Annotated in this window: 17 protein-coding genes; 8 read left to right on the forward strand and 9 right to left on the reverse strand. The window is 60.3% G+C overall.

The genetic code is table 11. From position 1 onward, the window contains the following. Positions 1-111 precede the first annotated feature (111 nt). Both HDE77_RS14085 and HDE77_RS14090 read left to right on the forward strand, forming a co-directional pair. A complete protein-coding gene (locus HDE77_RS14085; protein ID WP_221444288.1) occupies positions 112-585 on the forward strand; it encodes a cupin domain-containing protein in 474 nt (157 codons plus the stop codon). Between the two features lie 152 nt (positions 586-737). Further along, positions 738-1301, forward strand: a complete 564-nt coding sequence (locus HDE77_RS14090) for an ester cyclase (protein WP_184418178.1) — start codon at positions 738-740, stop codon at positions 1299-1301. Positions 1302-1353: 52 nt separating this feature from the next. On the opposite strand, the gene HDE77_RS14095 is transcribed toward HDE77_RS14090, so the two are convergent. Both HDE77_RS14095 and HDE77_RS14100 read right to left on the reverse strand, forming a co-directional pair. Continuing rightward, entirely contained in the window at positions 1354-2700 is a 1347-nt protein-coding gene (locus HDE77_RS14095) for a cytochrome c peroxidase (protein WP_255482724.1), read from the reverse strand. 232 nt (positions 2701-2932) lie between these two features. Further along, the gene (locus tag HDE77_RS14100) at positions 2933-4525 is read right to left on the reverse strand and encodes an alkaline phosphatase family protein (RefSeq protein WP_343206118.1); all 1593 of its coding nucleotides are present in this window, start codon (positions 4523-4525) and stop codon (positions 2933-2935) included. 470 nt (positions 4526-4995) lie between these two features. Between HDE77_RS14100 and HDE77_RS14105 the strand changes: the two genes are divergently transcribed. Continuing rightward, positions 4996-5409: a DUF5655 domain-containing protein gene (locus HDE77_RS14105; protein WP_221444289.1), complete on the forward strand. Its 414-nt coding sequence runs from the start codon at positions 4996-4998 to the stop codon at positions 5407-5409. A gap of 14 nt (positions 5410-5423) precedes the next feature. Here HDE77_RS14105 and HDE77_RS14110 read toward each other — a convergent pair whose 3' ends face one another. Continuing rightward, positions 5424-6383 carry a LacI family DNA-binding transcriptional regulator gene (locus tag HDE77_RS14110; protein ID WP_184418187.1) on the reverse strand — a complete coding sequence of 320 codons (960 nt, stop codon included), beginning with the start codon at positions 6381-6383 and terminating at the stop codon, positions 5424-5426. Between the two features lie 387 nt (positions 6384-6770). On the opposite strand from HDE77_RS14110, the gene pgmB reads away from it, so the two are divergent. The 4 genes from pgmB to HDE77_RS14130 all read left to right on the forward strand — a co-directional run bounded on the left by pgmB (position 6771) and on the right by HDE77_RS14130 (position 16235). Continuing rightward, complete coding sequence (gene pgmB, locus HDE77_RS14115) at positions 6771-9812, forward strand: beta-phosphoglucomutase (protein ID WP_343206119.1); 3042 nt, start codon at positions 6771-6773, stop codon at positions 9810-9812. 71 nt (positions 9813-9883) lie between these two features. Beyond that, positions 9884-12430 carry a TonB-dependent receptor gene (locus HDE77_RS14120; protein WP_184418189.1) on the forward strand — a complete coding sequence of 849 codons (2547 nt, stop codon included), beginning with the start codon at positions 9884-9886 and terminating at the stop codon, positions 12428-12430. Between the two features lie 201 nt (positions 12431-12631). Beyond that, positions 12632-13897 carry an MFS transporter gene (locus HDE77_RS14125; protein ID WP_255482725.1) on the forward strand — a complete coding sequence of 422 codons (1266 nt, stop codon included), beginning with the start codon at positions 12632-12634 and terminating at the stop codon, positions 13895-13897. Between the two features lie 91 nt (positions 13898-13988). After that, a complete protein-coding gene (locus HDE77_RS14130) occupies positions 13989-16235 on the forward strand; it encodes a glycoside hydrolase family 65 protein (RefSeq protein WP_184418191.1) in 2247 nt (748 codons plus the stop codon). A gap of 73 nt (positions 16236-16308) precedes the next feature. Here the strand turns inward: HDE77_RS14130 and HDE77_RS14135 are convergent, their stop codons facing one another. The 6 genes from HDE77_RS14135 to cyoA all read right to left on the reverse strand — a co-directional run bounded on the left by HDE77_RS14135 (position 16309) and on the right by cyoA (position 22996). Next, positions 16309-17583: a bifunctional alpha/beta hydrolase/OsmC family protein gene (locus tag HDE77_RS14135; protein WP_184418193.1), complete on the reverse strand. Its 1275-nt coding sequence runs from the start codon at positions 17581-17583 to the stop codon at positions 16309-16311. A gap of 23 nt (positions 17584-17606) precedes the next feature. Then, the gene (locus HDE77_RS14140; protein WP_184418194.1) at positions 17607-18860 is read right to left on the reverse strand and encodes an acetyl-CoA C-acyltransferase; all 1254 of its coding nucleotides are present in this window, start codon (positions 18858-18860) and stop codon (positions 17607-17609) included. A gap of 207 nt (positions 18861-19067) precedes the next feature. Continuing rightward, entirely contained in the window at positions 19068-19448 is a 381-nt protein-coding gene (cyoD, locus tag HDE77_RS14145; RefSeq protein WP_184418196.1) for a cytochrome o ubiquinol oxidase subunit IV, read from the reverse strand. Continuing rightward, the gene (gene cyoC / locus HDE77_RS14150) at positions 19445-19990 is read right to left on the reverse strand and encodes a cytochrome o ubiquinol oxidase subunit III (RefSeq protein WP_255482729.1); all 546 of its coding nucleotides are present in this window, start codon (positions 19988-19990) and stop codon (positions 19445-19447) included. The genes cyoD and cyoC overlap by 4 nt, the downstream gene beginning before the upstream one ends. 60 nt (positions 19991-20050) lie before the next feature. Continuing rightward, entirely contained in the window at positions 20051-22069 is a 2019-nt protein-coding gene (cyoB, locus tag HDE77_RS14155; RefSeq protein ID WP_184418200.1) for a cytochrome o ubiquinol oxidase subunit I, read from the reverse strand. 6 nt (positions 22070-22075) lie between these two features. Next, positions 22076-22996, reverse strand: coding sequence for a ubiquinol oxidase subunit II (gene cyoA, locus HDE77_RS14160; protein ID WP_184418276.1), 921 nt, complete (start codon positions 22994-22996; stop codon positions 22076-22078). 176 nt (positions 22997-23172) lie between these two features. On the opposite strand from cyoA, the gene HDE77_RS14165 reads away from it, so the two are divergent. Beyond that, entirely contained in the window at positions 23173-24576 is a 1404-nt protein-coding gene (locus HDE77_RS14165; protein ID WP_343206120.1) for a PLP-dependent aminotransferase family protein, read from the forward strand. Positions 24577-24596: the final 20 nt, after the last annotated feature.

A 24596-nucleotide genomic window follows, 5' to 3' on the forward strand; every position in this document is an offset into this window, starting at 1 on the left:
CGCCTGCGGAAACGGCAGCACATTGCTCAACGATTCCTGCGGCAAAAGCCCAGTCCGCTTGCGCAAAGCGATGGGATAGTTCGATCACCGTCCCCTAGCAGGAGGTTCGGTATGCCAGACAAGAAAAAAGCAGTCGTTATTGGAGCACAGCTGGGCGCAGTTCGATCTCATCAGCCGGGCCAGGACGTCTTCAGATCTGTCCTCGCCGAAGATATCGACTGGATACCCTTCGCGGCTTTTCCGCCTTCGGTTCGTCTGGCAATTATTGTCGGCCAGCCCTCAAAGGCCGGCCCCTACACGATCAGGGTCAAGGTGCCACACGGCGAGAAGCTGATGCCACACCGGCACCCGGAAGATCGCGTTTACACCGTGATGTCCGGCATTTTCTACATGGGCCTGGGCGATCAGTTCGACCCCGACAAGCTTGAAGCCTATCCGCCTGGTAGCGTCGTCGTTCTTCCCGGCGATACGCCCCACTTCCATTGGGCGAAATCCAGCGAGTACATCACACAGGTGACAGCTATCGGACCGCTTGGACTTGATTATGTTGCTGCGCAGGATGATCCGCGAAACAACGACGCCTAAGGGACATCTGGGTGACTTATGCGACGAAGAGCACGGTGACACTCGGAGTCCGCGATGATCATCGCGAAGCCGGAAACATTTCCGCTACTGGCTTGCAGAGGCCTACGCGGATGCAGATTCAGCGTTGTCTGCACCGATAGTTGGAGAGTGATATGTCGCTAGCCATCCTTTGTCGGCACGGCCTCGATAAGGCGCGCTGGGTAGTTGTTTGTCTGCTTGCCATCTCGGCAGCCCCGGGCTTCGCTGAAACCGACCACTTGGTTCAGCCCCAAACCCTGATTGTTGATCAGAGTCTGCCGAAGGCGCAGCTATCCGCGCAGGTTCTAGCCGCGCGTCGCTATGACACGTTCTGGAACACTGGCGACGAGGCTCATGCGCGCGCGGCGCTGGATCCGAACTTTATCGACAAAACATTGCCGCCTGGACGCGCACAGGGCGTTGCCGGCCCCATCGCTGCATCGAAGGCGTTTCGCGGAGCAGTTCCCGACATTCAGTGCAGCGTCGAACAAATGATCGTGGCGGGCGATAGGGTCGTCGCCCATCTGCACTTCACTGGCCACTTTACTGGTCAGTTCAAGGGTATGCAGGGTCATGGGCAGACCGTCGATTTCATCGCGACCGACATCTATCGCGTCGTGAATGGCCGCATCGTCGAGAACTGGCATTTGGAAGATAACCTGACTTTCCTGCAACAGATCGGCGCTGTGACCAAGTGAAGCTGTCGATCTTCTTCGTGCGGCCAGGAAATCGACAGCCCGACGCAATTTTTCAGTCCGCCTGTCGCTGAGCAAGCGAGGCTGGTTTCGACGACGGGGTATAGCCATCGTCTAGCGTGTGCAGGAACGCGATGATGTCGCGAATGTCCTGGTCCGTCATCGGGAGCGCGTCGCCGACACGGCGATTGAAAGGGGCATCGGTGGTATCGATGTTGCCTTGGTAGACCGACGGGATATCGTTGTACTGCGCCAACTTGCCGTTTGCATCGTGTGGATAGATCTTGTCGGGCGCTGTGTCGCGCAGGTTGTAGAAGTCCAGCACCTGCTTCAAGGTGTGATAGACGCCGTTGTGGAAGAAGACCGAGCGCCGGTCGACGTTGCGCAGGGTCGGCGTCAGGAACATGCCGCAATATTGCGTCTGATGTGCAAGGTCTTTTCTGACCGGGCCGCATAGGCCCAGATCGAACGAAAGCGGATTCTTGTTGAACGGCAGGCTGGCGTTGCGAGGCACACCCAGAGCTTCGTATTGGGTGTCGGTGAAGAGCGGTGGCAAACCGTCGCTGCTCACGGGGCTCAGATGGCAGCCCGCGCAATTGGCTTTCGTTGAATCGTTGAAAAGCTTTAGTCCGCGCAACTCGGCCAGTGTCAGTCGAGCGCGACCCTGCAACCAGGCGTCGTATTTGCTGGTGAACGGATGGAACGATGGGTCTTCGATCTCGAACCGGCCGATGGCGAACATGGCCTCGGAAACCAGCTGCGCCGGGTCATCGAGAATGGCGGGCCCGAACAGTTGCGCAAAAGACTGCCGGTAGCGAGTGTGCGCCAGCTTGCGGGCGACGTCGGCTTCGCTGGCATTCGCCATTTCCACGGGGTTGAGCATCGGGATATAGGCCTGACGCTGCAACGAATCGGCGCGGCCGTCCCAGAACAGTCCGCCCTGGGGCACCATGGCGACCGCCGTCGGCGCGGTGCCGGCCGATTTCTTCGCCTTGGGATCGCTGAGGGCGGAAGCCGCCAGCGCATTCAAATTGACGGGCGCCTCGACATCACCTGCATCCGGTCCGATGCTGAAAGGCAGTTGCCGGTATAGATACGCCAGCGACGGCGGTGGCCGGTACCCAACGTTCTTGAGCTCGGGTCCGCCTGGCTGGATGGTGAGGGCATTGGGCGGGTTGTAGCCATTCTTCGGGCTGTGGCAGGACGCGCAGGACTGTCGTCCGGAGGCCGACAGAGACGGGTCGAAAAACAGCAGGCGGCCAAGCTGTGCGACGGCGCTCAGTGGCTCAGCCGGCGGAAGCATCAAGTGAACGGGGTGGGGATTGATCCCACGCGCATCAGCAGCTTCGTTATCTGTTGGTGCCAGCGCGTGCGTTTGATCGACAAAGGCGTAGGCGGCCATGCAACTGAACATGCAGATCAGGCACAGGACGACGGTGAGCAGACGGTCCCGTTTCCGATCAGCCGGCGTGAGCGCCGGTCGGAAGTCTCGTGGCAATACGGTATGTGCGCGAAAGGGCATGGAGTGGTAGTGGCTCTGGAAGCATCCCTGACCCGCTGAATTCAGCCGGGGCAGGGATGTTCTCTAGACTATTGAGTCCTTGGTCGAACGAAGACGAGCCAGTGTCCTGAGATCAGGAATGCGCAGGCTTGTCGACCGGTGTGCCAAGGTTGGGATCAAGATAGAGCGCCGGCGTCGGATAGAATCGACCGTGGTTGAAGTCGAACATGTCCATGATGCTGCCGGCCTCGGCATCGTTCGAACCTTGTCCGATCCGCTCCGCATGGAGCCAGTTATCTTCGATGAATCGCACGACCGAGGACTGGGTGAGGCGGTTGTTGGCGACGTAGTTGGTGCGCGCATAGGGCGATATGACCAGAAACGGGACTCGGGTTCCGGGCCCACAGCGGCCATTGACTGTACCGCCGTTTACGCCCACGCCGGGCTTGGACCCCGGCCCTTTGCATAGCCCGGTGCCATTGAGCTGATCGGCGCCGATCACTGATCCCTCGGCCGTGCTTGAGTCGAACGAGGCCGTGGTGGGTGAGGCATAGCGGTGGTCGTACCAGCCGTCGGAGTCGTCATACGTGATGATGACCGCCGTGTTCTTCCAGTCCGGCTGCTGCTCCAGGAAATTGACGACCTTGACGATGAAGGCCTGCTCGTCCAGCGGATCCGAATTTCCCGGATGCGCGTCATTCACCGCGGGCGGCTTCAGATAGCTGACCGAGGGGAAGTTGCCCGCTGTCACCGCGTCGAAGAAATCATTCACGTCGTATTCGTGGTGGACAGGTGTCGAGGTGCTGTCCAGGTCGTCGGTGTAGCCGATCTCATTGACTGACGTGGGCCGCACGTGGGTCGGATTCGCCGTGGAGGCGTAGTACTGGAACCAATTGTGATGCGGCGTGTAGTCGGTCGGGCTTGCATTCAGGACATTTGAGAAGGTGCTTCGCTTGCAGCCCGTCGTTCCATTGGCGTTGACGGCAGCGAGGTCGAAACCACCCATGAATCCGCCCCAGGTCAGGTGCCGGTCATTCAGCAGATCGCCAATGTTCTTTGACGTCATTTCGACCGTGTTGGAAGTCGAAGAACATGCATCGTGGGCCGGGTCGGTGTCGCCGATCAGGGTCAGGCCGCCGTGGCCATCGGGAATGGTCGATGCCGTGCCAAGCACCACGCTGGCGCCGTTGTTGGTGCCGGATACAACCTCCACTGCACCTGGCGTCGAAGGGCCGTAAGTGTCGGTATAGGCGTTGTCGTCCATCGCGAAATGCTGCGCGTAGTTCCACATCGCCGTTACCGTGTTGCCGTCGAAATAGCCCATGACCAGGCCATGGGTGCCAAAGGCGCCGGTGCTGCTGACGGTGTTGTTGCCGGTGAAGGCAGGGAAGCGGTCTGCCGCGCCGTTATCGTAGGCCAGCTGCTCGGGGGTATAGGAATGATTCTGACCTTCCGTGTTGGCCTGGGTGCGGTCCAGCCGGAACGGGTTGACGGCATTGACGCCGTTGACCGGGTTGAGCTTGTTCGGGTTCTGAGTCAGCAAAGCTCGTGTGAGCCCATCGACACGGGGCGTCCATGGCGAAGCCCTGAACACGGGTTCACCAGGCGGATTGGCGGCAACCGGATAGGTGCCGAAGTAGTGATCGAACGAGCGGTTCTCGTCGAAGATCACGACCAGATGCTTGATCGGCGTCGCGGTCGGGACAGCATCCTGTGGAGATATCACGGGCCCCGGCCCGCGATGATTTTCCCCGAACGGGGAATTTTGATCTGGAAGTGGGCCGACCTGGGCATAGGCTGCGACTACGAATGCCATGGCAGCGATCGAAACGGGTAGCAGTGCCTTTCGAAGCATATGAAGACTCCTGACGTGCGTCTATGACATAGGCCCGATGCCGGGCCTAATTCAACGGATTCCCCCTACGGTCGCCGGAAGCTAGAGCTAGCAGAAGCTCACGGTTCGAACCGAATTGAACCATTCGGGTGTGAAGCTTTCGGGACAGTTTTTCGAAGAAAATAAGACGGCCATCCCAGATCGAGGGCGCCCTGGGTTTTGGTGCTCGGCCCCTGGGCTGTTGCCCCGCAAGCATCGACGGGCTCCGGGTTGGTGACCGGCGCTTCCAAGAGGGCCTGGACTCTGATGCGCACCAAGGTATAAACGGACCTGTGTGTCTGTTTCCTGGGGTATTCAGGCCTATGTGGGCATGTCCAACGTGCAAGCGCCAATTCACGCGAAAGAACCAGCGTCACGCTTGCGGTACAGGCGACCGTGCCGAGGTGCTGCGGAATAGACGGCCAGAACTTGTCGAGCTTTATGCGGCGTTGGAGACGTTCGCAAAATCGCTCGGCCCGGTGGAATTCGTGACGCGCGAGCGATACGTGTTGCTTCGTAGCCATCGCATCTTTGCGGACTTGACGATCATGTCGGACGCCCTGCGGCTCGCGATCCATCTTTCGCGCGAGGCGAAAAACCCGCTATTCATCAAGGTCGGTGGGGATCGGAGGCAGGTGAGCCATGTGGTCAAGCTTCACACGATGGAGGAACTGGAAATCATGAAGCCATATTTGCGCGAGGCCTACGAATACTCCATTTCACAGAGGGCGACCTAACCGGCTCCAGCAAACTAAGTCGATCGCACGACCAAAGTGACCGGCAACGTTTCCGATGCTGCCTGTTCGTGGTGGATCAACGCCAGCACCTTGCGCGCCAGCAAGATGCCACCCTCCTGCCAATCCTGCCGCACCGAACTGAGTGGTGGCAGGAAACTGGCGCCAAGCGGCATGTCGTCATACCCGACCACCGAAACATCCCCTGGTACGGAGCGACCCAGTTCCAGTGTCGCGCGGATGGCGCCCATCGCCAGCAAGTCGCTACACGCGAAGATGGCATCGAAGCTGACCTTGCGCGCCTGCAGTGAATGCACGGCGTCCATGCCGGAGTCCGGCGTGAACTCGTCGCGACGCATCAACAAGGGCTTGATGCCATGCACAGCCAAGGCGTCGACGAACCCGTTCAGTCGTTCAAAAATTTCGGGATGACTCGGGTTGCCGATGAAGACCGGATGGCGACGGCCCAGCGCGACAAAATGATCGGCCACCAAGGCGCCGCCAAGCCGATTGTCGCTGCCGACAACGACGTGGGAGTCACCCTCCGAGTACGCACCCCACACGACCATCGGCAGGCCCAGCTTGTCGAACCGGTGCACCGCGTCCTGGTGTACGCCCTGGCCAAGCAGGATCAGTCCATCGGCGGCTTGCACGGCCGCTCCATTGGCGCCTTGCCGCGTGGTCAGCAATACGCTGTAGCCCGCCGCAGTCAATTCCTGCGAGATACCGCCGAGCAGCACAAGCGGGTAGGGGTCGAACATGGTGCGATCGGTGGAGGGCTTCATTTCCACGATGACCGCGACCGTGTGGCTGCGGCGAAGACGCAGATTGCGTGCACTGACGTTGAGCTTGTAGCCATGCTCGTGTGCCAGTGCCTGGATCCTTTCGCGAGTTTCCGGATTGACCAGCGGGCTGTCGCTTAGCGCCCTTGAAACCGTGATCTTCGATAGCCCTGCCAGCTCAGCCAGATCAGCCATGGTCAGGTTTGATGAGTGCAGATCCCCTGACTTTCCGTTCTTGCTTGTCCGACTCAAGGCAGACCTCGGGGGCTGGCGATGTGGCGCGGCATGCGCCACGAGCGTGTGCGAACAGCACGATGAAAAGCGTGTGAGCAGTGTGGCGATTCCCAACTCAGGCGGCAACGGGAAAATCGCTTAGTGGCCCGTTTGGCAACGTTCCGTGTCGTGTTGACCCAGATCGATCCCTCGTCATGCAGGCCGCATCACACAAGGATAATGCTGCATCGCAGTAAATGATATCGATATCTTGATATCGATATCATTTACTGCGATGCTCCCTCCCGCTTGCCCGACCGCCGCATCCAGGTCGAGCCCAAATCCCCAACACGAAGGCCACGAAAAGCAGTGAGCGATCGAGATACGGTGTTGACATCCACGACGGCACCGAAAGGGATTTCGGGGAAGTCTGTTGACCCATGGCTGCTGGTTCGCTGCGGTCGCGAGAGCGCCGATTCCGCTCAGGATGAAAGCCTTTTCGCCTTGGCCAATGGGACGCTAGGCGTACGTGGCGGCATCGAAGAAGCGGGCAGCGCGACCCAGGGCTGCTTTCTGTCGGGCGTCTGGGAACGCACAGCCATCGAATACCACGAGCGCTTTTCCGGCTTTGCAAAGAGCACGGACACCCGCATCCCCGTGGCGGATGGCACCCGCATCCAACTGTCCCTGGGTGAAACCCCGGTAAACCTCGAGCAGGGCGAATGGCTGGATTTTTCGCGCGGGCTCGATCTTCGCCATGGCTGCCTGCGGCGCTCACTGCGCTGGCGCGCACCGTCCGGCGTCACGCTGGAGATCAAGGCGGAAAGAATCGTGGCGTTGGACACGCCCGGGTTACTGGCGATTCGCTATGTGGTGCGCTCGATCGACTACACCGGCCCGCTGATTCTTGAATCCGCCATCGACACTGCCCGCGATGCCGTGGAGCAGGGTGCCGATCCCCGCATGGGTACGCGCGTGAGCGGCGGCTTGCAGACCCGCGATGCCGTCGCCGAAGAAAACCTTGCGTGGATCCGTCAGCAGACGACCCACAGCGGCATTCGCGTGGTCTGCGGGCAACGGCATGCGCTGACCGAGGGCGGGCTGAATTTTCGTGATGCCAAGTTTGGGGCATGTGGGGTCTCACAGACCTATGTCGGCCAGCTGTCGCCCGGCACGGAAATCATCCTCGAAAAATATGTCGCTTACGCCTGGTCGCAGCCCGCCGGCAGCGAACTGAACACGACGCTGTTGGCGAACGTCGATGCCACGTTGCAACAGGCCGTATCGGCTGGGTACGACAGTTTGGCGCAGCAGCAGACGCGCACTCTGGAATGTTTCTGGCGCGACACCGACTTGGCCATCACCGGCGACGCGGAAACCGAACTGGCGTTGCGCTTGAATCTGTTCCACGTCTATCAATCGATCAGCCGCGACGATAGCGGCAGTGTCGCTGCCAAAGGGCTGACCGGCGAAGGCTATGAAGGGCATTACTTCTGGGATGCCGAGGCGTTCATGCTGCCGGCGATGGTGGGGTTGGCGCCGGAACTTGCGCGCAGCATGCTCGACTATCGTTACCGCACACTGGACCGTGCGCGCCTGCATGCGCGAGAAATGAATCATCCGCGTGGCGCTCTGTACCCATGGCGCACGATCAGTGGCGATGAATGCTCGGCCTATTTTCCCAGCGGCTCGGCGCAATACCACATCAATGCAGCCATTGCCTGGGCGATCCGTTTGTATGTTGATGCGAGCGGTGACGAACAGTACCTGCTGTCGCATGGCGCGGAAATCCTGTTCGAGACAGCGCGTATTTGGTTCGACGTCGGCCATTTCAATCCGCGTCGCGATGGCGCTTTCTGTATTCACGAAGTGACGGGTCCGGACGAGTACTCCGCCCTGGTCGACAACAACCATTACACCAATCGCATGGCGCAGCGACATCTGCGCGAAGCCGCCGCCGTCGCCGACTGGATGGTCACCACGCATCCGGATAAATATGCCGCGCTCGCCGCGCGCATCGAGCTGCAGTCGGATGAGGCAACTCAGTGGCTGCTGGCGGCACAGGCGATGTATCTGCCAGTCGATGCCAGGCTCGGCATCTTTCCTCAGGACGACGGCTTTCTCGACAAGCCGCGCTTGCCTGCCCATTTCATCGACACACAAAACAAGCAACCGCTGCTGTTGCAGCTGCACCCGTTGAGCATCTACCGCCATCAAGTGTGCAAGCAGGCCGACGTGTTGCTGGCCCTGATGCTGGCCGGCGAGCAAGTCGACAACGATGCCAAGCGACGAAATTTCGACTACTACGAGAGTGTCACGGCCCACGACTCCACGTTGTCGGCATCGACTTTCGCGGTCATAGCGGCGGAGACAGGGCAGGCCGACAAGGCTTATCAGTATTTTCTTGAGACCTTGCGGGTCGACCTCGATGACCTGCACGGCAACGCGGCGCACGGTGTGCACATGGCGGCGATGGCCGGCAGCTGGCTGGCGCTGACCTGGGGTTTCGGCGGCCTGCGCGTGCGCGACGGTCAACCCGCGCTGGCACCGCAACTACCCAGTGCATGGAAAAGCTACCGCTTCGGGTTGCGCTGGCGCGATGCGCATCTGCGAGTGGATGTCGATGGCGACGGTGTGCTCTACACGTTGACCGATGGCATGGCTATGACATTTCTACATGACGGCCAACCACAACAAGTGCACGCAGGCCAGTCACTGCGCCTGCAGCACGGCAGCCCTCCGGTCAGCAGGAATCCACTGTCGCGTCCGTTCAAGGCAGTGATCTTCGATCTGGACGGAGTAATCGCCGACACCGCCGTGGTGCATCACGCGGCGTGGCAAAAGTTGGCGGGCGAGATCGGAGTGCCATTCGATGACAGCATCGGCGAGCGACTGAAAGGGGTCGATCGCCGTGGCTCGCTGGACATTCTCCTTGAGGGGGCGGATCGGCAATACACGGAAGTCGAAAAAGAGGCATTGGCCGCACGAAAAAATGACTACTACCGGCAACAGGTCGAGCGCCTGGGGCCACAGAATCTGCTGCCCGGTGCGCGCGCCGCGATCGAGTCGGTGCGCCAAGCCGGACTCAAGATCGGACTGGCTTCGGCGAGTCGTAACGCCCCATTGTTGCTGCAACGACTCGGCATCGCCGAGCTATTCGACTGTGTCGTCGACGCAAATCTGATCAGTCGCTCCAAGCCTGATCCCGAGATTTTTCTTGCCGCCGCAAGCGCTCTTGGCGTGGCGCCTGGCGAGTGTCTCGGTGTGGAAGACGCCGCCGCTGGCATTGCCAGCATTCATGCCGCGGGGATGGTGGCAATTGGGATCGGTCATGCGCAAGCACTGGCCGGGGCAGATGTGGTGTTGCCGAGCGTCGCGAAATTTGACTTCGGCAGTCTTGCAAAAATTTGAAGGGTGAACTGGCGCGGACATGTCTGTCGACATGCCGCGATAAAAAATCGAATTTGATGGGGAGCTACTGAATGAGCACCAATAAGAACTTGAACCGACTGGCACTCTCAGCCGCGATAGCCGGCATTCTCGTGTCCGGTACGGTGATGGCGCAGGACAACGCTCAACCGCAAGGCACCACAACGACAACACCAGCGCCGGCAACAACAACACCAAAAAATACGCAGCAGGCCGCCGACGCGAAGAACGTGCAAACGCTGCAGCAGGTGGTCGTCACCGGCACAGCCAACGGCGGACTGAAGAAGATCGACGCGAGCTACTCGATCACGACCGCTACGCTCCAGCAGATCAAGGAGGCGAATCCCAAAAGCGCGGCTGATCTCCTGAAAATATCACCGGGCGTCTATCCAGAGTCCTCGGGCGGTCAGACCGGCGCGAATATCGAAGTTGCCGGCTTCCCGGGCGGCGGTGATGCTCCGTATGTGTCGTTCCAGCTCAATGGTTCGCCGCTCTATCCGATGTCGACGCTGTCGTTCATGGACAACTCCTCGATGTTCCGCCTGGATGACACCATCGAGCGCCTCGAAGCCGTGCAAGGCGGACCCTCGGTGCTGTATGGCAGCGGCCAGCCTGGCCTGACTGCGAACTTCATTCTCAAGCAAGGCACGGGCGTGCCATCGGGCGATATCGGCCTGACCTATGGCTCGGAGGGCATGGAGCGTCTGGATGGCTTTTTCGGCTTCAAGATTGCCGATGGATGGTTCGGCAGCATCGGTGGCTTCTGGCGCAAATCCGATGGCGTGCGTGATCCGCAGTTCACCGCTGACGATGGTGGCTCACTGACCGCAACGTTGTCGCATGATTTCGACAACGGCACGATCATGTTCTACGCGCGTGACCTCAAGGACCACAACCAGTTCGTTACCGATACGCCGATTCTCAACCCAAGCTCGGGCAGCTTCTCGAACTACCCAGGCTTCAGCCCTCTGACAGGCACCTTCGGCAGCAAAGCGGATCGATACGAAACCATCCAGACCACCCCGTGCAACACGGCGGGCTGTACGCCGGGCGGCTTTCCTGTCGACCTGGCCAAAGGTCGCGGCGCCGATCTGCACATGGCCGGTGGAAATCTGGATCTGGACTTCGGCGGCGGCTGGTCGCTATCGGACAAGTTCAATTTCACTGGCGGCCAGATGAACACGATATCGTTCTTCAGCACCGGGGCGAATCCGTCCACGCTGGCGAGCTATATCTCAGGCGCAGAAACGGCCGATGGTCTTCCCGCCGGTCTGGTTGCCACCGCCAACTATACGAATGGCGGCGCGGCAAACATGAACGAGAACGTCAATACCCAAGGCCTCTGGTACGTCCACAAGGAAATCAGCTCGGCCAGCAACGAAATTCATCTGAGCAAGGAATTGTTCGACGGCAATACCCTGACTGCCGGCAACTACACGGCCGTGTATTCCGACCACGACACCTGGTATCTCGGCAACAGCATGCTGCTGCAAGCCCAGAGCAATCCCAACCCGATCGTCGTCAATTTGAGCAATGGTACGAACAGCTATGCGTTGACCAGCCCACAGGGGTTCGCCAGCGGCTCGTCGTTCGCGCTGCATGAAGCGTGGAACGCGGTGAACACCGCGTTCTTCCTCGCCGATTCCTGGAAAGTCGATCGTTGGCTGTTTGATGCCGGTGTGCGCATTGAGCATCAGGAGGCCAATGGCACGCTGCAGAACAACGCGTCAGGCGACCTCGATAACAACCCAAACACCTTGTACAACAACGGCTCGTCGTACCTCATAAACAGCTATACGACCGTGCCGTATTCGAAGACCGCGCCGTCGTGGACCTTGGGCGCCAACTACGAGTTCAACGACAACATGAGCGCGTACGTTCGAGTGAACGACGGCATCCACTTTCCAGGCTTCGACGATCTGCGTGGTCTTCCGAGCACGCCGGTGCAGAAGATCCACAACATGGAACTGGGCTTCAAGTATCAGGCAGACTGGATCTACGCCAGTGTCAGCGCCTATCACCGGCTGTTCTACGGCGTGCCGTACACGATCACGACCGACACTGGCCAGCAATCCTTCGTCTATGATTCGGACACCAAGGGCATCAACTTCCAGACGCTCATCAAGCCGTTCGAGCACTTTACGCTCGCGCTGGGCGGCGACTACATGGATGGTCACTACACGCACTATCTTACCTGCGTGCAGTACGTTGCCCAGGATGGCAGCAACCAGTGCACGAGCATCAATGGGATGCAGTTGCAACGGCAGCCCAAGTTCCAGGCTCGCCTGACACCAGCCTACGATGTTCCGACGAGTTGGGGCAGCATGAGGTTCTGGATCACCTACGAGTATGTCGGCAACCGCTATGGCGATCTGATCGAACAGCAACCGCTGGGCAACTATTACGACCTCAGCTTCGGTGCCGCCGCCAATATCGGCGAGAACTGGTCACTGACTCTGCAGGGCACCAACCTCACCGATCAGACAGGTATCACCGAGGGCAATGCGCGCCTGTTCGGCTTTGCCAGCAGCAATGGTGTGATTCTGGCCCGCTCAATCGAAGGCCGCGAAGTCAATTTCCAGGTGAAGTACAACTTCTAAGATGCAACCCACGGCCCGACTCGTCATGATGACGATTCGGGTCGTACTTTTTCACCCGTGGCACCCCGGCAGGCGGGGCCCTCAACCCGCCTGCCACTTTATTCCGATGCCTTGTGCAAGAGACTGTTGCGCGGCGCCCGTGCGTTGTCCGCATGATCATCTGTGTGGCGATCCCGAAAGATTCAGGATGAGCGGTAGTCCATGAACCGAATTCGCATGATTGTCGCGCTGGCGTTGATCTACATGATCTTCGCGATTCTGCTGAACAGCGTCGGCACGGTGATCCTGCAATCGATGGCCACCTTCGGTATCGACAAACCCGAAGCCAGTTCGCTGGAGCGCTACAAGGACTTGTCGATCGCTTTCACCTCGTTCGTGGTCGCCTCGTTCCTGCCGTTGCTCGGCTATCGACGCTCGATGATGCTGGCCCTGGCCATCGTTGGCTGCGCCTGCTTGCTGATGCCGATCTATCCCACCTTCCTGACCACGCGGTTGCTGTTCGCCTGTGTGGGCATTTCCTTTGCGCTGGCCAAGGTCGGCGTGTATTCCTCGATCGGTTTGCTCACCGCTGACAAAACCGCGCATTCGCGGTTGACCAATACGATCGAGGGCTTGTTCATGGTCGGCGTGCTCGCCGGCAACTGGATCTTCAGCGCCTACGTCGATCCGGCGCACCCGGCCAACCCGGTGTGGTTCAACGTTTACTGGCTGCTGGCCGGGATGTGCGCCGCGGTCATTGCGCTGCTCGCTACGAGCAAGCTGGATGAGAGCGCCGCGCATTCGAAGGAGACGAATAGCTTTATCGGGTCACTGCGAGAAATGCTCAGGTTGTTCCTGCTGCCGCTGGTTTATGTCTTCCTCGCATCGGCCTTCCTCTATGTGCTGATCGAGCAGAGCTTTGGCACCTGGTTGCCGACCTTCAACAACGAAATCCTGAAACTGCCGAACACCATGAGCATCCAGTTCGCCAGCATCCTCGCTGGGATGACGGCACTGGGGCGCATCGGTGCCGGCTTCCTGCTCAAGCGTGTGCCGTGGTACGTGCTGCTCAATGTCTGCGTAGTTGCGATGGGCGCGCTGGTGATTTTGGTGTTGCCGCTGGCACAGGACGTGGTGGCTCGGCCCGATGTCGGCTGGTTCAATGCACCGACAGCGGCCTATCTGATTCCGCTGATCGGCCTGCTGATGGCGCCGATCTACCCGGTGATCAATTCGGTGGCGCTCAGCTCGCTACCCAAGCCGATGCATGCGGCGATGACCGGCCTGATTGTCGTGTTCTCCGCACTCGGCGGCACGCTTGGCTCGTACATCACCGCGCGGGTTTTCGCAGGCTTTGGTGGTATCCACGCGTTCTATTTTTCGCTGGTACCCATGGCGCTGGTGCTGGTCACGCTGTTCTTCTTCAAGCGCGAAACCGATCGAGCGGGTGCGGCCACACCGGCCACCATTGGCCTCGCCATGAAGTAGGCAACGCTGCGGCCATTCCCTGATTCGCATGACGTGCCTGCACCCGCCGATGCACGACTGGTCACGCACGGCATCAAACGATGGAGCAATCATGAAGTTCGGCAACATGAGTCTCGCTGGCCTGTTTCTGATTGCAGCAGTCGTAGCAGCGCCTGCCGCCAGCGCGACCGATCCCAGCTTCCTGCTTACGGCGACGTCGCAGAATTTCGACGCCTACTTTCCAGGCTACCTCGCCAACGGCTATTTCTCGACGATGACCTCGCCCAGGGGCACCGAGCCGAGTCCCAGCTACATGGTTGCCCTCATGGACTATGCCAAGGACGATATCGCACGCCCCGCGGCGATTCCCGGCTGGAGCGAGATCGACTACAACCCGGGCGGCGGCTGGCTCAATTCAACGCGTCTGAGCCCAAACATCTTCACCGGCTACACCCAGACGCTGAACATGCATGACGGCACGCTGTTGACCAGCTATCGCTTTGTGTATGCGAACAAGTCGAGCGACATCAAGGTCATCACCTTCGTCAGCCAGGCCGCGAATCATCTCGCGGCGACACAGATTTCGATCACGCCACAATTCAGCGGTGACATCCAGCTGACGTTTCCCATCCGGCTGTGGTCAGAGCATCAGCCGCGCTATCCGATCGGCAAGATGACTGGCGACGAGATGATCGCCGCAGTTATCGCCAGCGGACAGAATCTCGACAACAAGCCGGTGCCGACGCCCGACCGTGCCGCCGTCTGGTATCACGGCGTCACTCGCGTCGTGTCCAGTGACGGCGACGCCAGGGAGCTGACGCTATGGCTCGACGGCAAGGCCGAGCAGGGGCTGAGCATGGCCGAAGCCGCTGCGATCGAACTGCCACCCGGCTTGGCGGTCAAGGACGTCAAACTGGAGAAGGGCCCTTATCGCCTGTCGCTGAACGTGGTCGCCACGGTGGAGCAGGGCAAGACGTACACCTTCACCAAGTACATCGCCGCGTCCCGACAGGACTGGGGTGGGGACGCCAAAGCCGACCTCGCTATCGCCAAGCAAGCGCGCCAGACGGGTTTCGATGCATTGCTCTCCAGCCATCAGACGGCCTGGCATGAGTTGTGGAAGTCCGACATCGTCGTCGATGGCGATCCGAAAGTTCAGCAGGCCGTGCATTCGGATCTCTACTATCTGTTGTCCAACACCACCGTAGGCACGGCGTGGCCAATGGGTGCTTGTGCGCTGACGCCGAACTACGCAGGCCACGCCTTCTGGGACAGCGACTCCTGGGTGTTTCCCGCGTTGCTCCTGCTGCATCCAGAGCGTGCCAAACCGATCGTGATGTTCCGCGGCCGCACGATGCAGCCCGCGCGCGACCGCGCAATCCAATACGGCGTCAAAGGCGCGATGTTTCCGTGGGAAGCCGATCCGGAAACCGGCAAGGACTACACCCCGCACTTTGCTTACGGCGTATTCCGCGAGATTCACGTCAATGCCGATATCGCGATCGCGCAGTGGCAGTACTACCTCGCCACCGGCGACGACGCCTGGCTCAAGCAATACGGCTGGCCGGTGATCGATGAGGTCGCGCAGTTCTGGGTGAGTCGGGTCAATTACAACAGAGAGAAGGATCGTTACGAGGTCCTCCATGTCACGTCGCCCGACGAAGCGTACGACGACGTGCCGAACGACTCGTTCACCAATGCCGCGGCAAAAAAGGCCCTAACCATCGCGATCGCAGCTGCGCAGAAGGTGGGTGCAAAAGCCGATCCGCAATGGGCCGTTATCGCCGCGAAGATGTACATCCCGTTCGACGACAAGGAACAACGCCATCTCGATTTCGATGCATCGGTGCCGCACGACAAGATCACCTGGATGGGCTCATCGCTCGCCTGGCTGATGTATCCGAATCTGGACCTGCCGATGTCCGAGCAGGTGCGCAAGAACGACTTCGCGTTTCAACTTCACGAGCTGAAGGTTCATGGCGACGATCCGAACGAGATGATGATGGTGATGCTGGCCGTCGGCGCTGCCGAACTGGGCGACGCGAAGACCGCCGGCGACTGGATCCAGCGCAACCTGGTCGGCTTTCTGAAGCCGCCGTTCAACGTACGCACGGAGACCGTTGCCAACAACGCGGGCTACATCCTCGCCACGTCGGCCGGTTTCGTGCAAAGCATGGTGTATGGCCTCACCGGCTTGCGCATCGACGAAAAAGGACTCGACCCGGCCTACGCACCTGTCCTGCCGCCGACCTGGAAATCGCTGACGCTTCGGCACATCAGCTTTCGCGGCAAGCACTACGACATCACGGTTGCTCGTGGCACTGATGGCCGCGCGGTGTTGACGCGACTGACCGAATGACGCGATGGCCCTACAGAAGATGGTCGAGTGGTGAAGTGGCTTGTCAGGGTAGGGGGGCTGCCCGGATTCTCGGTTACCCCGACGGCGCCGATTCAGTCCCGCTGACGAGTTGCTCCATCGCGTCGGCATGAGCCTCGACCGGCTCCGCCGCTGCGGGTGGATCGCTCAGCGTCGTTTCGACACGTGACCCCGAGAGCAGGGTGAGGTCAACCGGGCAGCGATTGGCGATCTCCAGCAGTCGCTGTCGCTGCGCTTCATCCAACGGGCCTTCGATGGCAATCGTACGGTTGAACAGGTCGGGGATTTCCGCTTCCTTCTGCCGCATGTGGCCGACGGCAGTGCAGATGCGGCCCGCTGGCAGGCCCTTGTGATCGGCATACATGCGCAGCGTCATCGTGGTGCACGCGGCCAGTCCGGCGGAAACAAGGTCGTAGGGCGTCGGACCGGTGCCCAAGCCACCGGCACTGACTGGCTCGTCGGCGAGAAAGCGGATGCCGCCGGCATGGATCGCCACCTGGTAGCGCCCCGCGCCGGTTTCCTCCGCCACCACATCGCCTTCCTGTCCGTGCGCACGGGTTTCCGGAACCGGTTGCAGGTAATGCGAAGACCAGCTGATGATCAGCGCCGCCGCATAGTCCACATCGGATTGACGCGACAACAGGTGATCGGCGCCGTCGAGCGAGACCAGGCTCTTGGGATAACCCGCCGCCATGAAGATGCGGTTGGCGTTGTCGACACTGACGGTGTCATCGTGCGGTGCGTGCATGATCAACAGCGGACGATCCAGCGTCGCGATGCGGCCCGCTTGGTCGTGTTTGTACAGATCGTCGATGAAGGCCTTGCTCACGCGGAACGGGCGACCCGCCAGCAAGACTTCTGCTTCGCCATCCTTCTGGATGGCCGCGAGCGAAGCAGGTTCAAACAGTGCCAGCACGTGCGCCACGTCGAACGGGGCGGCGACCGTCGTCACCGCGCGGACATTGGGCATGTCGCCGGCTGCAGCCAGTGCCGCCGCGCCGCCGAGGCTATGCCCGATCAGCAGGGCAGGTGCCATGCCGGCATCGCTCATCGCCTGGCTGGCAGCAACCAGATCGCGCACGTTGGCCGCAAAGCTGCTGCTGGCAAAATCGCCGCCGCTGGCGCCGAGACCGGCAAAATCGAAACGCAGCATACCAATGCCTGCGCGGGCGAGGGCACGGCCAATGCGAACGGCCGCCAGGTTGTTCTTGCCACAGGTGAAGCAGTGCGCCATCAGCGCCCAGCCTCGCACGGGCGCATCGGGAAGTTCGAGCCGACCGGCAAGCAGGTAACCTGTCGGACTGGTAAATTCGAAGCTGCGGGACGACATGGGCAAGCTCCTTCAGTGCAGCACTAAACGCGTTGCAACAGGGCCACCGTACCCTGGCCACCATCCGCACATAGCGACACGATGCCGTACGTACCCGATGGGCATGCCTGCAACTCCTTCGCGGCCTGGCTCAATATCCGCGCGCCGGTGGCGGCGAACGGGTGTCCAATCGACAGCGATCCGCCATGCGGATTGACCCGTGTCCAATCAAAGTCACCCAGGTCGAAGTCGACGCCGGCCTTATCACGTCGATAGACCGGGTCCGACGCTGCAGCAATGTTGGCGAGAACCTGCGCCGCGAACGCCTCGTGAATGTTCCAGGACGCGATGTCGGCAAACCTCAGACGATGCTGGGAGAGCAACCGTGGTATCGCCCGCGCAGGCGCCATCAGAATCCCTTCGTCACTATGGCGGAAATCCATCGCTGCGATTTGCCAATCGACCAAACGCACCGCAGGTTCGCGGCCCAGTTTCTTCATGCCTTCGGCATCAGCCACCCACACGCCCGCTGCGCCATCGGTCAACGGCGACGCATTCCCCGCGGTGATCGTGCCTGCCACCGGATCGAACGCAGGCCGCAATGTCGACAGCCGCTCAAGCGACGTATCGCGACGCGGAATCGCATCCTGAGTGACGCCAGCGAAAGGCACCAGGAGATCATTGAAGAATCCATCGTCCTGGCCCGCGATGGCCGCACGATGGCTGAGCAGGGCGCGTTCGTCCTGCGCCTGGCGGGAGATGCCGAAGTGCCGGGCGGTATCCTCCGTGTGCTGACCTTGCGAGCGACCACTCTGCTTGTTGGCCCACGCCTGGCCTGGCAACTGGAAATCCGCCGCCGTCGTGGCAGCGATCATCTCCGCAGCACCACGCGGATTCTTGGCGAACTCGGCCACGATGCGATCCGCCGCAGCCGTGCTGAGCGCCAGCGGTACGTGACTCATCGTCTCCGCGCCACCGACCAGGGCGAGATGTGTTCCACCTTTACCGATCATGCCCGCCGCTTCGATCGCACCCATGAAACTGGTCGAACAGGCGAGCACTGTGGAAAACGCGGGTGTATCGGGATTCAGACCCGCCTCGAACACCAGCTCGCGCCCTATGTTCGACACCATAACGTCCGGAATAACCTGACCCCACACGAGGAAGTCCGGCGCAGCGACATCTGCCATGGCCTTGGCCACCGGAACGGAAAGCTCAAGCGCGACATGCCCCGAAAAAGAACCACCTGCTTTGACAAAAGGGGTGCGTACGCCGGGCGAGATATAGATGGGATTCATCATCGACCTCCAATCAGTGGGAAGCGTGCGAGTCGCTGTGTTGCGAGTCCTTCAGAGCCGGGATCCGGCACTGGTTCTTTCATTGTAAACCCCTCCGGTGTACCGGCGGAGCACTCCAAAGGTCTACATCGAGCCGTCCTTCGCCGGCGCCGCCAAGACCCCCACGATCCGAAGGTGCGATGGTGGGGCTAGTCATGCAAGTGAAGCCTATGGATGCTTCAGTGCACTCTGGATGGACATCGACATGGGCATCATATTGACGTTGGCGTTATGCATGACCCAAAGCGACCCGGCCACGACGATCACGATCAATAGGGATGTGCACGCGAAGATGGCCGTGTTCTGCCGCTGGCTTTTGGCGGTGCCCATGTGCAGGAAATACACCAGTTGAACGAAGAGTTGGACCACGCAGAGGATGACGATGGTGGCCAGTCGACTGGCGTGAGGCACGAGATCGGTCATCACGGTGCCGAAGGACGCTATCGTCAGCACGAGGGAGAGCACGAAGCCAACGACGTATGACTTCAGGTTGCCATGGGCATGCGACTCGGCATGTTCCATGCCGGAGTGGGGAAGCGGGGCTTTCATAGAAACTCTCGCAGATAGACGAAAGTAAAGACGCAGATCCAGATCAGATCGAGGAAATGCCAGAACAGGCTAAGGCACGCCAGTCGACGCAGCGCGATGCCATCAAGACCGAATCGCACAACCTGGTGAGCCATCACGATGAGCCAGGCTAGGCCGCAGGTGACGTGCAGGCCATGGGTTCCCACCAAGGTGAAGAAGGACGACAGGAACGCGCTCTTGGATGGCCCCGCGCCTTCGTGAATGAGCGTGGAGAACTCGTGCAGCTCCATGGCAATGAAGGCGAGACCCAGCACAAAGGTGACAGCGAGCCATGCCAGGAGCTGCTTCTTGCGACCGGCCTGGGCGCTCAACATGCCCGCACCAAAAGTGAAACTGCTGACCAGCAGCAACATGGTCTCGCCGAGTACGAAGGGAAGCTCGAACAACCCTTTGCCGTCAGGGCCTCCCGCCGTGCTGTGGACGAGGACGCCGAACGTCGCGAAGAGCACCGCGAAGATCAGGCAGTCGCTCATGAGATAGATCCAGAACCCGACCGTGGTCATGGATGCGTTGTCGTGTCCCGCCGTTTCGTGCACGGCGTAGGGCAGGGAAGCACTCATGGCTCAGGCCGCCTTTTCAAAGTGGATAGGACGCAGGTCGGGCGAGGACACCGTGGTCCACAGCCGGACATATCGGTCACGTTCGATGCGGGCGACTTCGCTGGCCGGGATGACATAGTCCACGTCGCGGTCATAGGTGCGAACGATAAAGGTGGCGATGGCACCTATCAGCGAGGCAACCGCCAACGGCCAGATATGCCAGACCAGGCTGAAGCAAAGCGCGAACGAGAAACCTGAGAGGATGATGCCTGCGCCCGTATTGCGAGGCATATGGATGTCCTCGTACTGATCGGGTTGGCTGTACGCTCGCCCGGAAACCTTGTCATCCCAATGCTGTTCGAGCGACGTAATCTGCGGGATGTGGGCGAAGTTGTAGAGCGGTGCCGGCGACGACGTCGCCCACTCCAGGCTGCGGCCGTTCCAGGGGTCGCCCGTGATATCGCGATGGGCATGACGATCGCGGATGCTCACTGCAAACTGTATTCCCATCGCGACAATACCTGCGCCGATCACCACCGCGCCGCAGAGGGCAACGATGAGCCACGGATGCCAATCCGGATTGCTGTAATGATTCATGCGGCGGGTCATGCCGTCGAAGCCGAGTACATAGAGCGGCATGAAGGCAAGATAGAAGCCGATCTGCCAGCACCAGAACGAGACCTTCCCCCAGAACTCGTTCAGGGTGAAGCCGAATACCTTGGGGAACCAGAAGGTAATCGCGGCGAGGGAACCAAAAACCACACCGCCAATGATGACGTTGTGGAAGTGGGCGACCAGGAACAGGCTGTTATGCAGCACGAAGTCCGCGCCCGGCACCGCCAACAACACGCCGGTCATGCCGCCCACGGCAAAGGTGACCATGAAGCCGACCGTCCACAGCGTCGATGAGTGGTAGCGGATGCGCCCCCGATACATCGTGAAAAGCCAATTGAACAGCTTGACGCCAGTCGGGATCGAAATGATCGAGGTCATGATGCCGAAGAACGCGTTGACGTTCGCGCCGGAGCCCATCGTAAAGAAGTGGTGTAGCCACACGAAGAACGACAGGACTCCGATGGACGAGGTCGCATAGACCATCGACTTGTAGCCGAACAGCGGCTTGCCGGAGAACGTGGCAATGATTTCGGAGAACGCACCGAAGCAGGGCAGGATGAGGATATAAACCTCCGGGTGGCCCCAGACCCAGATCAGGTTGATGTACATCATCGCGTTCCCACCAAGTTCGTTGGTGAAGAAGTGCATGCCGAGGTAGCGGTCTGCGGTAAGCAAGGCCAGCGTGGCGGTCAGTACCGGGAAGACGGCGATGATCAGCATGTTGGTGATCAGTGCGGTCCAGGTGAACACCGGCATCTTCATCAGGTCCATGCCGGGCGCGCGCATGCGCAGAATCGTCACGACCAGATTCACGCCGGTGAGAAGCGTTCCGAGGCCTGATACCTGAAGTGACCAGATGTAATAGTCGACACCCACCGTTGGGCTGTAGCCCAGTTCCGACAGTGGCGGATAGGCAACCCAACCCGTAGCGGCAAAATCGCCGACAAACATCGACAGCATGACCAGCACCGCGCCGACCACCGATAGCCAGAAACTCAACTGGTTGAGAAACGGAAACGCCACGTCGCGTGCGCCGATCTGCAGCGGGACGATGACGTTCATCAGTCCGAGAATCAGCGGCGTGGCCACGAAGAAGATCATGATCACGCCATGCGCGGTGAAGATTTGATCGTAGTGATGCGGCGGCAGATAACCGGCGGCGCCATTCGCCGCGACGGCCTGCTGTGCGCGCATCATGATCGCATCGGCAAAACCGCGGACCAGCATGATCAGGGCGAGGATGATGTACATCACGCCGATGCGCTTGTGATCGACCGATGTGAACCATTCAGTCCACAAGTATTGCCACTTGCCGAAGTAGGTGATCGCGCCGAGCAGGGCGATCCCGCCAAGGAGCACCACCATCAGCGTTCCCATGATGATGGGCTCGTGGAACGGGATGGCGCCCAGGGTGAGCTTTCCAATCATGGGTGGTTACTCTTTCACTTGTTTCGGGGTGGGGTGCGCCATCGAAGCCATTGCGGACATGTCTTCTGCTTTCGGCTTCGGCATGTATTGGTTGACGACGCTCTGAAACAGATTCCGGTCGACGTCCGCGTAAACCATGGCAGGTGGGTTCGTGCTGGGCTGGGAGAGCGCGCGATAGGCATCACGAGTGAGCTTTGCCGGTGCCCCTCGAGCGCGCTGAATCCACTGGCGAAAGCCGATGCCAGTGGTTGCGATGGCATTGAAGCGCATGTCCGAGAAACCTTCGCCACTGTAGGCAGATGACATGCCGGCATAGACGCCAGGGGCATCGGCTATCAGATGAAGCTGCGTCTGCATGCCGGCCATCGCATAGATCTGGCTTCCGAGTCGCGGAATGAAGAACGAGTTCATGAGCGAGTCCGCCGTGAGCACGAAATCGACCGGCGTATTGGCGGGTATGACGAGTTGATTGACCGACGCCACCCCGTAGTCCGGATAGATAAACAGCCACTTCCAGTTGAGTGCGACGACCTCCACGCGCACAGGCGGGACATCAGACGCGAGAGGGCGATAGGGGTCGAGCACATGCGTGCTGCGCCAGATAAGCACGGCAAGGAAGGCCACAATCACGCAGGGGATCGCCCAGACCACGATTTCAATCTTCGTGGAGTGCGCCCATGTCGGCGCGTAAGTCGCCTTGGTGTTGGACGCCCGATAGCGCCAGAAGAAAAACAGCGTCAGAGCGATCACTGGAACGACCACCATCAGCATCAACACGAGGGACAGCAAGATGAGGTGGCGCTCCTGCACACCAATGTCGCCTTTCGGATCGAAAAGCGCGAGGTGACATCCGGCGAGCAAACCGGCCGGCACCGTGCACAGCAGACGCACAAGCCATCGTGGCAAGCGGGCGCTGGTTGCGCCCATCGCGCTTTCCAGCGCGATCCTCAGATACCGGACTAACAGATTGAGCATGTGGCTTACCTGGATGAGGCGGATGATCCATGTCCTTCTGGAGTTGCCTGATGCAATCGGGATGCATGGATTTAGCTGCGCGTTGTGCGCATACTAGTGATCAACAAGATCCATACATCGGTGGCAAAGTGACGCGGACAAAATCCATACAAGAAGCAGGGAATGGCGTTGATTGGTCGGCCGCCCTGAGTGGACACGGCCCTCGCTACCTGCAAATCGTCCGCTTCCTCGAGCGTGCAATGGCAGAAGGGCATCTGCGCCCAGGCGATCGTTTGCCGCCACAGCGAGATCTCGCCGGACAACTCCATCTCGACCTCACCACAGTGACGCGCGCTTATGCGGAGGCTCGCGGTCGGGACCTGATTCATGCCCGTGGAGCATTGGGGACCTACATATCCACGCCGAAGGTCGAACTCGCGCCCATCGTCGACCTGAGCATGAACATTCCGCCGCCACCGGCGTCGGTGGACTTCACCGACCTTCTAAGGCGTGGCGTGGAGCAGGTCTTGACTCGCGCAGACGCCAACATGCTGATGACATATCACCCTGGCGGCGGAAGCAAGGCTGATCGGGAAGCAGGGGCCATATGGCTCGCTCCGGTGCTTGGGCGCGTCGAGCCGGCGCGCATCGTAACCAGTCCGGGTGCCCAGGCCGCGCTGGCCGCACTCATTCTGGCGCTGACCAAGCCGGGTGACGCCATTGTCACCGAGTCGATGACTTATCCCGGCTTGTTGGGGGCTTCGCGCCAATTGAGTCGACGCATCGTGGTGGCTGATCGCGATGCCCATGGCATGACGCCAGAAGCGCTGGAGTCGGCTTATCGGAAGGAGGGCGCGAAAGTGGTCTATCTCAACCCCACCATGCAGAACCCGACTACACGCACCATGCCGGAGCATCGCCGTCGCGACATTGCACGGGTCGCTGCCAAACACGATATCCAGATTATCGAAGACGACCCCTATTGGCGTTTGGCGGAGGATGCGCCGCCTTCGCTATCGCATTGGGCCCCCGGCCAGGTGCACTACATATCGACGCTATCCAAGTGCCTGACGCCGGGACTTCGGACAGCCTACGTAGTGTCGCCTGATGACAATGCACGAATTCGCTTTCTTGCGGCGTTGCGGGCCGCCACGCTCATGTCAACGCCACTGATGACTTCAGTCGCGACGCAGTGGATCCACGACGGCTCGGCCATCCAACTTCTTGAAGGCGTAAAGAATGAAGCTCACGCCCGCCAACAGCTCGCCGAACACATTCTGACCGATGGAAGCCAGCATTGGCCGGCCGGCGGCATACACATCTGGTATGAGCTTCCTGACAGCTGGACTACACAAGCGTTAGCCATCGCTGCGCGTCTGGAAGGACTGGCAGTCACTTCCTCCGACGCATTTGCCGCCGGTAGCGAGTCCGCGACAGCCATCCGAATTTCTCTCGGCGGCGTCAAGGATCGCGCGCGGCTGGGGCAAGCACTGCAAAGGCTCGCTGACCTTATCAGGCGTGGTCCCGACTCATTCGAACCGGTCGTGATTTAAATGGACATCGGCGCCAAAGG

The organism is Rhodanobacter sp. MP7CTX1 (assembly GCF_014205795.1).
Taxonomy (GTDB): domain Bacteria; phylum Pseudomonadota; class Gammaproteobacteria; order Xanthomonadales; family Rhodanobacteraceae; genus Rhodanobacter.